The 12,627-nt window shown below is 64.8% G+C and carries 8 protein-coding genes and 2 rRNA genes; 9 read left to right on the plus strand and 1 reads right to left on the minus strand.

Annotated elements, in window-relative coordinates; translation table 11 throughout:
- The first annotated feature begins 209 nt into the window (after positions 1-209).
- From AC3WLZ_RS06690 to AC3WLZ_RS06725, 8 genes are all read left to right on the plus strand, one after another.
- Positions 210-3,321 (plus strand): 23S ribosomal RNA (locus tag AC3WLZ_RS06690).
- Positions 3,322-3,420: 99 nt separating this feature from the next.
- Positions 3,421-3,537: ribosomal RNA gene (gene rrf / locus AC3WLZ_RS06695) — 5S ribosomal RNA — on the plus strand.
- A 153-nt stretch (positions 3,538-3,690) separates the two neighbouring features.
- Positions 3,691-4,899 carry an MFS transporter gene (locus AC3WLZ_RS06700; RefSeq protein WP_492469525.1) on the plus strand — a complete coding sequence of 403 codons (1,209 nt, stop codon included), beginning with the start codon at positions 3,691-3,693 and terminating at the stop codon, positions 4,897-4,899.
- Positions 4,900-4,973: 74 nt separating this feature from the next.
- Positions 4,974-7,277, plus strand: a complete 2,304-nt coding sequence (gene treS, locus AC3WLZ_RS06705) for a maltose alpha-D-glucosyltransferase (RefSeq protein ID WP_492469526.1) — start codon at positions 4,974-4,976, stop codon at positions 7,275-7,277.
- Between the two features lie 37 nt (positions 7,278-7,314).
- Complete coding sequence (locus AC3WLZ_RS06710) at positions 7,315-7,869, plus strand: GIY-YIG nuclease family protein (RefSeq protein WP_492469527.1); 555 nt, start codon at positions 7,315-7,317, stop codon at positions 7,867-7,869.
- A 74-nt stretch (positions 7,870-7,943) separates the two neighbouring features.
- On the plus strand, positions 7,944-8,633 hold the full coding sequence (locus AC3WLZ_RS06715; protein WP_492469528.1) for a hypothetical protein: 690 nt from the start codon (positions 7,944-7,946) through the stop codon (positions 8,631-8,633).
- Between the two features lie 106 nt (positions 8,634-8,739).
- Positions 8,740-10,368 (plus strand): sensor histidine kinase, encoded by a 1,629-nt coding sequence (locus AC3WLZ_RS06720; RefSeq protein WP_492469529.1) that lies wholly within the window; start codon positions 8,740-8,742, stop codon positions 10,366-10,368.
- A complete protein-coding gene (locus AC3WLZ_RS06725; RefSeq protein WP_492469530.1) occupies positions 10,350-11,513 on the plus strand; it encodes a hypothetical protein in 1,164 nt (387 codons plus the stop codon). The genes AC3WLZ_RS06720 and AC3WLZ_RS06725 overlap by 19 nt, the downstream gene beginning before the upstream one ends.
- A gap of 10 nt (positions 11,514-11,523) precedes the next feature.
- Here the strand turns inward: AC3WLZ_RS06725 and AC3WLZ_RS06730 are convergent, their stop codons facing one another.
- On the minus strand, positions 11,524-11,907 hold the full coding sequence (locus AC3WLZ_RS06730; RefSeq protein WP_412924320.1) for a response regulator transcription factor: 384 nt from the start codon (positions 11,905-11,907) through the stop codon (positions 11,524-11,526).
- Positions 11,908-12,019: 112 nt separating this feature from the next.
- Between AC3WLZ_RS06730 and coaE the strand changes: the two genes are divergently transcribed.
- Positions 12,020-12,619, plus strand: a complete 600-nt coding sequence (gene coaE, locus AC3WLZ_RS06735) for a dephospho-CoA kinase (RefSeq protein WP_412924321.1) — start codon at positions 12,020-12,022, stop codon at positions 12,617-12,619.
- Positions 12,620-12,627: the final 8 nt, after the last annotated feature.

Raw genomic sequence — 12,627 nt, forward strand, 5'->3', positions numbered from 1 at the left:
TGATTGCGGGTCTTTGGGCTTGTGGTTGGTGGCTGTTCCTCTAGGGCCTTTTCCTGGTGTCACGGTTGTGGCATGTCGGGGAGGGTACCGCCCGTACTTTGAGAACTACACAGTGGACGCGAGCATCTTCCATGCAACCTTTTGGGGTTGTGTGGTGTAGATGATCTTAAAGATCATTAGTCAATTTTTTGACGATTCAACTCATGTGATTTCAAGTCTTTAAGAGCAAACGGTGGATGCCTTGGCATCTGGAGCCGAAGAAGGACGTAGCAATCTGCGATAAGCCTCGGGGAACTGATAAGCGAGTTTTGATCCGAGGGTGTCCGAATGGGGAAACCCCGCCAGGGCGCGTGCGTACCTGGTGACTCCCGCCTGAATATATAGGGCGGGTAGAGGGAACGTGGGGAAGTGAAACATCTCAGTACCCACAGGAAGAGAAAGCAAAAGCGATTCCGTGAGTAGTGGCGAGCGAAACCGGAAGAGGCTAAACCTAGCGTGTGTGATAGCCGGCAGGTGTTGCATGTTGGGGGTTGTGGGACTTTTCTGATTGTTCTGCCGAGCAGTCGACGTGACAAGAGGGTATAGACGAACGGTTTTGAATGGCCGGTCATAGAGGGTGCGAACCCCGTAGTCGAAATGCCTGTTCTTGGCGTGAAGAGTATCCCAAGTAGCACGGGGCCCGAGAAATCCCGTGTGAATCTGTCAGGACCACCTGATAAGCCTAAATACTCCCAGATGACCGATAGCGGACAAGTACCGTGAGGGAAAGGTGAAAAGTACCCCGGGAGGGGAGTGAAATAGTACCTGAAACCGTTTGCTTACAAACCGTTGGAGCCTCCTTAGTAGGGGTGACAGCGTGCCTTTTGAAGAATGAGCCTGCGAGTTAGCGATACGTGGCGAGGTTAACCCGTGTGGGGTAGCCGTAGCGAAAGCGAGTCTGAATAGGGCGATTCAGTCGCGTGTCCTAGACCCGAAGCGAAGTGATCTATCCATGGCCAGGTTGAAGCGACGGTAAGACGTCGTGGAGGACCGAACCCACTTAGGTTGAAAACTGAGGGGATGAGCTGTGGATAGGGGTGAAAGGCCAATCAAACTTCGTGATAGCTGGTTCTCTCCGAAATGCATTTAGGTGCAGCGTTGCGTGTTTCTTGCCGGAGGTAGAGCTACTGGATGGCCGATGGGCCCTACAAGGTTACTGACGTCAGCCAAACTCCGAATGCCGGTAAGTGAGAGCGCAGCAGTGAGACTGTGGGGGATAAGCTTCATAGTCGAGAGGGAAACAACCCAGACCACCATCTAAGGTCCCTAAGCGCGTGCTAAGTGGGAAAGGATGTGGAGTTGCTTAGACAACCAGGAGGTTGGCTTAGAAGCAGCCACCCTTGAAAGAGTGCGTAATAGCTCACTGGTCAAGTGATTCCGCGCCGACAATGTAACGGGGCTCAAGCACGCCACCGAAGTTGTGGCATTGACATTTTTGGTAGGCCTTCGTGGTCCAGCCGTGTTGATGGGTAGGAGAGCGTCGTGTCGCGAGTGAAGCGGCGGGGTGACCCAGCCGTGGACGCGACACGAGTGAGAATGCAGGCATGAGTAGCGAAAGACGTGTGAGAAACACGTCCTCCGAAAGACCAAGGGTTCCAGGGTCAAGCTAATCTTCCCTGGGTAAGTCGGGACCTAAGGCGAGGCCGACAGGCGTAGTCGATGGACAACGGGTTGATATTCCCGTACCGGCGAAGAACCGCCCAAGCTAATCCAGTGGTGCTAAGAGTCCTAGCTCAGAATTTTCCGGATCCCTTCGGGGTGATGGTTGTCTGTGTGAACGCTCGACCCCATGCTGGTGCGGCTAGCGTATTAACAGGTGTGACGCAGGAAGGTAGCCCAAGCCAGGCGATGGTAGTCCTGGTGCAAGTGCGTAGGCCGAGTGATAGGCAAATCCGTCACTCATACAGGCTGAGACACGATGCGGATAAAAAGTGGGTGATCCTATGCTGCCGAGAAAAGCATCGACGCGAGGTTCTAGCCGCCCGTACCCCAAACCGACTCAGGTGGTCAGGTAGAGAATACCAAGGAGATCGAGAGAATCGTGGTTAAGGAACTCGGCAAAATGCCCCCGTAACTTCGGGAGAAGGGGGGCCATCCACTTATTAGGACTTGCTCCGAAAGGGTGTGGTGGCCGCAGAGACTAGTGGGTAGCGACTGTTTACTAAAAACACAGGTCCGTGCCAAGTCGCAAGACGATGTATACGGACTGACGCCTGCCCGGTGCTGGAAGGTTAAGAGGACCGGTTAGCCGCAAGGCGAAGCTGAGAATTTAAGCCCCAGTAAACGGCGGTGGTAACTATAACCATCCTAAGGTAGCGAAATTCCTTGTCGGGTAAGTTCCGACCTGCACGAATGGCGTAACGACTTCCCAACTGTCTCAACCGCGAACTCGGCGAAATTGCATTACGAGTAAAGATGCTCGTTACGCGCAGCAGGACGGAAAGACCCCGTGACCTTTACTACAGCTTGGTATTGGTGTTCGGTGTGGCTTGTGTAGGATAGGTGGGAGACTGTGAAGCGGACACGCCAGTGTTCGTGGAGTCATTGTTGAAATACCACTCTGGTCACTCTGGATATCTAACTTAGGACCGTGATCCGGTTCAGGGACAGTGCCTGGTGGGTAGTTTAACTGGGGCGGTTGCCTCCCAAAATGTAACGGAGGCGCCCAAAGGTTCCCTCAACCTGGTTGGCAATCAGGTGGCGAGTGTAAGTGCACAAGGGAGCTTGACTGTGAGACTGACAGGTCGAGCAGGGACGAAAGTCGGGACTAGTGATCCGGCAGTGGCTTGTGGAAGCGCTGTCGCTCAACGGATAAAAGGTACCTCGGGGATAACAGGCTGATCTTGCCCAAGAGTCCATATCGACGGCATGGTTTGGCACCTCGATGTCGGCTCGTCGCATCCTGGGGCTGGAGTAGGTCCCAAGGGTTGGGCTGTTCGCCCATTAAAGCGGTACGCGAGCTGGGTTTAGAACGTCGTGAGACAGTTCGGTCCCTATCCGCTGCGCGCGTAGGAAGTTTGAGAGGATCTGACCCTAGTACGAGAGGACCGGGTTGGACGAACCTCTGGTGTGTCAGTTGTTCCGCCAGGAGCACCGCTGATTAGCTACGTTCGGGATGGATAACCGCTGAAAGCATCTAAGCGGGAAGCCGGCCTCAAGATGAGACTTCCATACCATTTATGGTGAGAGGCTCCCAGCCAGACTACTGGGTTGATAGGCCGGATGTGGAAGCGTAGTAATACGTGAAGCTGACCGGTACTAATAAGCCGATGACTTGATAACACACCGTTTTTGGTGCTTGCGTCCACTGAGTGGTTCTCGATGTACGGTCGGGAACACAACAATGACATTCGTTGTTGGTTTTTGAAACATCAATAGTGTTTCGGCGGCCATAGCGAGAGGGAAACGCCCGGTTACATTCCGAACCCGGAAGCTAAGCCTCTCAGCGCCGATGGTACTGCAGGGGGGACCCTGTGGGAGAGTAGGACACCGCCGGACTTCTTCTAAGACGAAATGGCCACCCAACGCTGGGTGGCCATTTCGCATATACGGACATCTTCGTCATCGCGGCGTCGATCATTGCCCAGCTCGGGAAGTGATCGGCGCCGCTTTTGTGTCTATGCCCGTGTACGGTCGAGGTAGGGTCGCAGCGTGAGCGGCTTCTCAGGACACGTCCCGGGCAGTCGCGAGTACCGACGTCTGCTCGTCGGACTCTTCTTCGGCGGGGTGGCCACCTTTGCGCAGCTGTACGCCACCCAGGCCTTGTTGCCGCAGATCGCCCTGGGCACCTCCGCGGCCCCGGCAACCGCGGCCTTGACGGTCTCCGCGTCGACCCTGGGGCTCGCGATCGCGGTTCTCCCGTGGTCCTTGGTCGCGGACAGGATCGGCCGGGTGCCGGCGATGGGCGTGGGTATCGTCCTGGCAACGCTCTTCGGCGGCGTCGCACCCTTCTCGGGAGACATTTCCGCGCTTCTCTTGCTGCGCCTGCTCGAGGGCGCGGCTCTGGGAGCAGTTCCCGCTGTGGCGCTCGCGTACCTCAGCGAGGAGGTCGACGCGCGGTATGTCGCGGCCGCGGCGGGGTCGTACATCGCCGGAACGACCGTCGGTGGGCTGAGTGGTCGTGTCGTGTCGGGGTTCGTCGGTGAGTTCTCGGACTGGCGATGGGGCGTGGCATCCGTCATCGCCCTCTGCGCGGTCGCGTCCGCGATCTTCCTCGGGCTCGTTCCTCGGGCGCGCGTGTTCGTCCCGGGGCGGGGCAGAGCGAGGTCTGGGCCGTCCATCGCTGCCCGTTTGTTCGTGAACCTTCGTTCACCCGTGCAACTCACGCTCTACGCGCAGGGCTTTCTTCTCATGGGAGCGTTCGTCGCCGTCTACAACTACCTGGGGTTCCACCTGACCGAGCCCCCGTTCTCCCTGGCGCCCGGGGTCGTGACGTTGCTGTTTCTCGCCTACCTGGCGGGAACCGTCTCGTCTCCTCGCGCCGGGGCCCTCGCGGTTCGTCGGGGGCGCTATCCGGTCCTGCTGGGGGCGATCACGGCCATGGCCGGCGGCGCCGCTCTCCTGGCGGTGCCGGTGACCATCGTCGTCATGTCGGGTCTGGTCGTCTTCACCGCCGGGTTCTTCGGGGCTCACGCTGTCGCTTCCGGTTGGACTCCTGTGGCCGCTGATCCGGAGGCCCGGGCTCAGGCCTCGTCGTTGTACTACTTGGGGTACTACGGAGGATCGAGCGTGTTCGGGTGGCTCCTGGGTGTCGTGTTCGCCGCGCTCGGATGGGGAACGTTCCTGGCCGTCGTGATAGCGATGTGCGCCGTGTCGGCCGCGTTGGCGGCGTCCGTGCTGCGGCCCGGCCGGTTCGCGTGAAGCGAGCCGCCGAACGCTCGCGGTCAATCCCTCACCACGATGTCGCCGGTGGCGACTAGCGTCGTTACGACGACATGAGGAGGTCGCGGGTGGACGACGCCGATGAGCTGACGACAACACGGACGCCGGAGGACGGTATCGACGCGGGGCTGGGGGATGAGACCACCGAGCCGGTGGCCGAGATCAGCTATGACGAACAGCGCTACCCGGCTCGTCCACGGCGCCTCCGCCCTCGCGATCAGTTCCGAGGCGGCACGCTTCGGCGGTTTCTCACCGACCCGAGGAACGCGAACGGCGGAAATCCGTCCTACGTGGAGTGGCTCGTTCGCCAATCGATGCTCAAGGACGCCGACGTCCTGAGCCGTCAGCTGTCGGGACAGCCGTCGATGTGGCGCAACCCCTACGCACGACCCGATGCCCGCCGCGCGATCGAGTCCACCGACGTCTGGTTCACCGCGTACCCGATCTCGCTCATGGCCCGACCGGGGGAGTCCTTCCTCGATGCCCTCGGCGACGAGGCTCTGTGGGAGGCCTTCGAGTGGGTGGGGATCAACGGCATCCACACGGGTCCCGTCAAACGCGCGGGCGGCATCAGCGGATGGCAGGAGACGCCGAGCGTCGACGGTCACTTCGACCGCATCAGCACGCAGATCGACCCCGAGTTCGGCGACGAGAACGCCTTCCGGCGGATGGCGGATGTCGCGGATGCCCACGGGGGCAGCGTGATCGACGACATCGTCCCCGGTCACACCGGTAAGGGTGCCGATTTCCGGCTCGCGGAGATGGCGTACAAGGACTACCCGGGGATCTACCACATGGTGGAGATCCCACGTGAGGACTGGGGCCTTCTGCCGGAGGTTCCGTCCGGACGCGATTCGGTCAACCTCGACGCGGAGACCGAGCGCGAACTCAGTGCGCGGGGGTACATCATCGGCGAACTCCAGCGTGTGATCTTCTACACCCCCGGCGTCAAGGAAACGAACTGGAGCGCAACGGCGCCCGTCGTCGGCACCGACGGACTCGAGCGCCGCTGGGTCTACCTGCATTACTTCAAGGAGGGGCAGCCCTCGATCAACTGGCTCGACCCGACGTTCGCGGGGATGCGTCTCGTGATCGGGGATGCGCTGCACTCGCTGGGCGACCTCGGGACGAGTGCTTTGCGCCTGGATGCCAACGGCTTCCTCGGCGTGGAGAAGAGCGCCGAGGGTCTTCCTGCCTGGTCGGAGGGCCACCCGCTGTCGCACGCGGCGAACCACATCATCGCCGGCATGGTGCGCAAGGTCGGCGGTTTCACGTTCCAGGAACTGAATCTCACGATGGAGGACATCCGAGACACGAGCGCCGTCGGGGCCGACCTGTCGTACGACTTCGTGACTCGACCCGGTTACCACCATGCGCTGGCGACGGCCAACACGGAATTCCTCCGGCTCGCGCTGAACACCGCGCTCGAGACGGGGGTGGAGCCCGCCCAACTCGTGCACGGCATGCAGAACCATGACGAGTTGACGTACGAACTGGTGCACTGGGCCACGGCGCACCGCGACACGCTGTACGCGTTCCGGCACGGCGAATCGACCGGAGGGGAGATCGCGGAGACGGTGCGGGCGGAGCTGACCCAAGCGCTCACCGTCGACGCGGACTACAACCTGGTGTTCACCCAGAACGGAATCGCCTGCACGACGGCGTCGCTCATCGCCGCCACTCAGGGCAAGGCGACGTTGGACGAGATCACCGAGGCCGACGTTCCGGCCATCCGGGACGCGCACCTGCTTCTGGCGAAGTACAACTCCTGGCAGCCCGGTGTCTTCGCGCTGTCAGGGTGGGACCTCACCGGCTCCCTCACGCTTCCCGCCGACGAGGTACGCCACCTCATCGCCTCCGGCGACACTCGTTGGATCGAACGTGGTGCGCACGATCTCCTCGACGTCGCCCCCGACGCCGCCACTTCCGCCTCGGGAATTCCGCGGGCGCGATCCCTCTACGGCTCGCTCGGACACCAGCAGGCCGACCCCGACTCCTTCCTCTCCGGACTGCGGGACATCCTGCGGATCCGTCGTGAGAACGAGATCGCCATCGCCTCCCAGGTGGACATCCCGCAGGTCGGGCATCCCAGCATGCTCGTGATGGTGCACCGGCTGGACGGCGGCGACCGTCGTGTCGACGACGCTCCGCTTCAGATCACGGTGCTGAACTTCTCGGGCGAGACCATCGAGGGGACCGTGCGCTCGGAGTGGTTGGTGCCGCAGAGTACGGCCGTCGACGCGGCGACGGGGGAGGTCGTCGGACGCGTGGACGAGCTGCAGAGCTTCGCCCTCGAACTGGGACCTTATTCGGGCCTGTTCCTGCGCATGCGCGCTCCGGAGGTCACGGAGGACTGAGGCGCCCGATGTCGGGGGGCACGCATACGCTCCGACCATGAGCGAATCGCCTTCGTGCCTCATCCCCGGATGCGGGGATGTCGCCTCACCCGAGGCCCCGTTCGCCCTGTGCGGCGAGCACCTGGCCGTCGCCGCGGAGTGGGCGGCATCCCGTGACGGCGTCACCGACGTCTTGCCGGCCCCGTGCACCTTGTGCGGTTCACGGCTGGGTGTGCGGTGGCCGAGCGGGTGGTTGTGCGCCGTATGCGAGTGGCGGCACGGCGACCCGATCGACGGAGAACTCCCTCCGCCGCGCGTGGACGTCGTCTACTACCTGAGGTTTCGCGACCGCGTGAAGATCGGCACCAGTGCGCAGCCGCGGCAACGACTACGAGCAATCCGTCACGAGGAGTTGTTGGCCTTCGAACGCGGCGATCGGGGGCTCGAACGGCGTCGTCATTCGCAATTCGCCGCCGACCGCCTGGGGGAGTCCGAGTGGTTCCAGCACAGTGACGCTCTCGCTGCGCACGTCGCGGCGCTGCGCGAAGGGGTAGTCGATCCGTGGAGCCTTCACGCACGCTGGATGAGCGAGGCCATCGCTCGGCGAGGGTGAGCGGGCCCCCGCGACACAGGGGACTCAAAGGCGGCGGCCTTACCGTGAGGTCACCACACACCGGGAGGGCACCCATGGGCTTCCTCGATCGACTCTTCGGCGGCCGCGACGACGAGCGTCACGCCCCTACCCCATCCGTGCCCCGCACGTCAGCCGGGAGGTACCGGGACGCGGAGGGCCGTTACGCCCCGCCGCCGCCGGGAAGCTCCGGGTCGGCGTCCGCGCCCTCGAGCGACGATGCGCAGGCGCTCGAACGGTACCGCTACCTGCTGCGAACGGCCCCGCCCGAAACGGTGGAACAGGTCCACGCGGAAGCGTTCGCCCGGCTGACCCCGAGCCAGCGTCAACAGGTGCTCCAGGAGATGTCGTCAGGACTCCCCGCCTCGGAGCGACCGCTCGGCGACGACCCGGCCTCGCTCGCACGCGCCGCGACGCGGGCGGAGTACATGCGGCCCGGCTTCATGGAGCGAACGTTCGGTGGCCGCTCGTTCGGTGGGGGCATGGGTGGCGGTGGCATGGGCGGCGGGGGCTTCGGATCGATGCTCGGCGCATCGATGCTGGGGACGATCGGCGGCTACGTCATCGGCTCCGCGCTCGTCGGATCGCTGTTCGACCCGGGGTACGCCGAGGGATACCAGGACGGGGTGGCCGCCGACGGCGGTGACGCGGCATCCATCGACAATTCCGGTGCGGCGGACGTGGGCGGATTCGACGACGTCGGCGGAGATTTCGGTGGCGATTTCGGGGGAGACTTCGGGTTCTGACGCCGGGGACGCCGGTGGACCACCCGGACGCGGGATGCCGTGATCTCGCGGCGTGGCGCGTGCGGGGACCGTCCGTGCGGGGCCCTCCCGCGCTAGGGTCGAGGCCATGTCCGGCCCGTCGCCGAGCGAGCGGCTCGGCCTTCACCGCAGCCTGCTGACCAGCCAGCTCCTGCAGGCATCGGCGACCGTTCTCGCGGTCGCGGTGACTTTGTTGCTCGGGCAGATCCAGAACGTCACGCTCTTCGTGGCGGGAGCGGGCATCATCTTCGCCTGTGCCGCACTCGTCGTGCTTCTGCCGCGCGACCGTATGCCGTCGTGGATCCTGCTGGTCGCGCCCGTGGTCGACGTCGCCGCGATCGGGTTGTTGCGCGACAGCGCCCCCGTCGCCGGCATCGGTCTGCTCTGGGCTTTCCCCGCCATGTGGATCGGTTCGATCTTCGGGGTCCGCGGCGTCGTCGGTGTGACGGCGGCCGTCTCGGCCATCATCGCGTACCAGGCGATCGACGAGAGCCAACTCGTCGCGGCGTCGACGTTCGTGCTGCCGTTCACCCTCGCCGCGCTGGCTACGATGTCGCACTTCGCCGCGCGGCGTACCCGAGCGCAGCGCGCGCTGCTCGAGAAGCAGTCCGCCGAACTACGCCGGTCGCTCGAACACGCACGGCGCCAGGAGGACCTCGTGACCGAGGTGCTGGATGCGGTGGACTTCGGTGTCATCCGTATCACCGCCGAAGGAGAATTCGCCGTCAGCAACGAGGCGCACGCCCGTCTTCAAGCAAGTGCCGACCCGGTCGGACCTTCTCCCGCGTTCAGCGCCGACGGCATCACACCGCTCGACCCCATCGCGACGCCGCTGGCGCGAGCCCGTGCCGGCGAGGTGTTCGAGGGTGCGCTCGTGTGGTACGGGATGCCAGGAGCAGACCGTCGCGCCTTGAACGTCACCGCGCGGCACCTCCCGTCCCGCGACGGCAGGGACGGTGGCAGTGTCGTCGTCTCGCGGGATGTCACGGCCGAGGAGCTGGCGCTGCGGGCACGTGAGGATCTCGTGGCCAGTGTCTCGCACGAGCTCCGCACGCCGCTCACCTCGATCATCGGCTATCTCGAACTCGCGCTCGACGACGAGAACCTCGACACCGTGACCCGTGAGCAGCTGGAGGTCGCGGAGCGCAACGCCACGCGCTTGCGGGAATTGGTTGCCGACATCCTGGCGATGTCGGCGGCCTCGCGGCACGGCGTCGGTTTCGCCCTGCACCCTGCGCCCACGGATGTCGCCGAGATCGTGGAGAGCGCGGTGACATCGGTGGCCCCGCGGGCGGCGGCGCACGGCATCCGAATCGATGCGTCCAGTGTGCGCTCGTGCCCGGCCCTCGTCGATGCGCACCGCTTGCGGCAGGTCGTGGACAATTTGCTGACCAACGCGGTGAAGTACAACAGCCGCGGGGGAGTGGTCGTGGTGTCGGTGAGGCGCGAGGACGACACCGTTCTGATCACGGTCGCGGACGACGGCCCCGGCATCTCCCCGAGCGAGCAGGGGCGCATCTTCGAGCGGTTCTTCCGCGCCGACGCCGTTCGCAATTCCAGCGTGCACGGCAGCGGCCTGGGACTGGCCATCAGCCGCGACATCGTGCGCGCACACGGCGGCGACATCACGATGGAGACCGAGCCCGGATCGGGGTCGGTTTTCACCGTGCGTCTGCCTCAGAGGGAAGGAACGGCGTCATGGTCTTCGACGTCCTGAGTCTGCAGACAGCCTCGTCGCTCGTCATCCTGGTGTCCGCGGTGATGTACCTGCTGGACACCCTCATGCTGCGGGACGCGCTGCCGGGTCGGCTGTGGGCTGCCGCCTACCTCTCGGGCGTGTTCTCCGCGGTCTGCTACCTGGTGTGGATCGCTGTACCGGGGGCGTTCGTCGCCGTCGCGCTCGGCAACGGCGCGTTCGTCGCGGCGACGGCGTTCTTCTGGCTGGGAAGCGCCGCCTTCAACGGGCGCTCGCTGCGGATCCCCGCCGTCATGACGTCCGCAGCCCTGGTGGTCGTCGTCGTCGTGGCCCTCGTCGAGGGGGCCTGGGCGGGGGACTGGGCGGGAGCCATTCCGCTCTTCCTCGCCAACGCGCTCTTCGCGCTGCTCGGTGCCATCGAGACGCGGCGCGGGGCGATCAGCCGGCGGTGGAGCTCTGCCGGGCTGAGTGTGGTGCTGGGGATCGAGGCCGTCTGGTTCTTCGTCCGCACCATCGTGTTCCTGGCCCAGGGGCCGGACAGCACGGTCTTTCTCACGTATTTCGGTACGAGCGTGTCCGCCTTGCTGACGATGGCGCTGGTCGTCGCCGCCGTCGTGGTCACCTCGGTGCTGCGGACGAACGAATCCGCGCTGCGCGGCAACCCCGAGACGAGACAGCTCGTCGTCGACCGGAACGGAGTGCTGCTGCGTGAGTCGTTCGGTGCGGTCCTGACGATCCTCGTGGCGCGTGCCCGCGCCGCAGGAGAAGACCTCTGCGTCATCGGTGTTCGCGTGGACGACCTCCGCCGCGTCGCGACCGCCTTCGGCCCCGAGGAGGCGGAGGAGATGGCGCGGGCCTTCCGGGCATCCGTTCGCAGGCACGCGCCCACTATGGCTCTCGTCGGTGAGGCGGATGCCTCAGGTCTGTCGATCGCGTTCTCCACCGCGCTCGCCACGGACCACCACCGGGTGGTCCGTGCGCTGCACGAGCGCCTGGTCGCCGATCTGTCCGACCTGGGCACCTCGGTGGTCCCGGTGGTGGGAATCGGCGTGGCTCTGGCCTCGACGGACGGGGCGGACGGACCGACACTGATCGACCGCGCAGACTCGAGGGCAAGCCGCGCGGCGTTGACCGGCGAGCAGCCGTTCGGTCTCCCCGGAGACTGAGCCGGGCCGGTTACTCGTCCTCGGGAGGACCCGGTTCGACGAGGGCCTGAACCCGGGCGCGCAGTTCGCGCGGTCGGAACGGCTTGGTGAGGTAGTCGTCCGCGCCCGCCTCGCGCGCGAGTCGCTCCTCCGTGGCATCCACTCGAGCACTCACCATCAGGATGCGCGTGTCGCTGAATGCGCGGATGCGACGCGCGGTCTCGAATCCGTCGAGCCCTGGCATGCTGACGTCGAGAGTCGTCACGGCCGGGTCGGTGCGACGCACCGCGTCGATGCCCGACAGCCCGTCGACGGCGGTATGCACGACGAACCCCGCGGGTTCGAGGATCGCGGTGAGGAGTGAGCGGATATCGACGTCGTCTTCGATGACGACCACGACGTTCGGATTCGGCATGATGACACTCTCGCCAACCGGTCGGGAGGCGCGACTGCGGCCCTCAACAAATCGTAGACCACCGTCGCGGGAGCGGGGTTCGGGGCTGCGGTGGCTGTGGCATCCTCGAGGGGTGACCCTCCTCGCGCTGACCGGCGGAATCGCGTCGGGCAAGTCCACGATCTCCCGGATGCTCGCCGAGCGCGGAGCCGTCGTCGTGGATGCCGATGCCATCGTCCGCGAGGTCCAGTCGCCCGGCTCGCCGGTGCTGGATGCGATCGTCGCCGAGTTCGGCGACGACGTGCTGCGGCCGGACGGCTCACTCGACCGTCCCGCCCTGGGCGCCCGTGTCTTCGGTCATCCGGACCGGCTGGCGGCCTTGAACGCGATCGTCCATCCTGCGGTACGCGACGAGTCGCACCGGCGGTTTCGTGCAGCCTTCGCCGACGCTCCCGACGCGGTCGTGGTGTACGACGTGCCGCTGCTCGCGGAAGCCCGGGGAACGGGGGAGTGGGATCTCGTCGTCGTCGCGCACGCGCCCGCCGAGCAGCGAGTGCAGCGGCTGATCGAGCAGCGGGGTTTCGTCGAAGCGGACGCCCGCGCGCGCATCGCCGCGCAGGCCGGAGATGACGAGAGGCTCGCGCTCGCCGACGTCGTGATCGACACGACGGGCGACCTGGATGCCACTCGGCGGCAGGTCGACGAGCTGTGGGAGCGTCTCACGGGTCGGTGACACCCGCT

The sequence above is a fragment of the Microbacterium sp. FW305-3-2-15-F-LB2 genome, from assembly GCF_058787255.1.

Excerpts from the sequence above, each read along its gene's own strand:
- treS (WP_492469526.1), top strand. The coding sequence starts at position 4,974 with ATGAGGAGGTCGCGGGTGGACGACGCCGATGAGCTGACGACAACACGG.
- AC3WLZ_RS06710 (WP_492469527.1), top strand. The coding sequence starts at position 7,315 with ATGAGCGAATCGCCTTCGTGCCTCATCCCCGGATGCGGGGATGTCGCC.
- AC3WLZ_RS06715 (WP_492469528.1), top strand. The coding sequence starts at position 7,944 with ATGGGCTTCCTCGATCGACTCTTCGGCGGCCGCGACGACGAGCGTCAC.
- AC3WLZ_RS06720 (WP_492469529.1), top strand. The coding sequence starts at position 8,740 with ATGTCCGGCCCGTCGCCGAGCGAGCGGCTCGGCCTTCACCGCAGCCTG.
- AC3WLZ_RS06725 (WP_492469530.1), top strand. The coding sequence starts at position 10,350 with ATGGTCTTCGACGTCCTGAGTCTGCAGACAGCCTCGTCGCTCGTCATC.
- AC3WLZ_RS06730 (WP_412924320.1), bottom strand. The coding sequence starts at position 11,907 with ATGCCGAATCCGAACGTCGTGGTCGTCATCGAAGACGACGTCGATATC.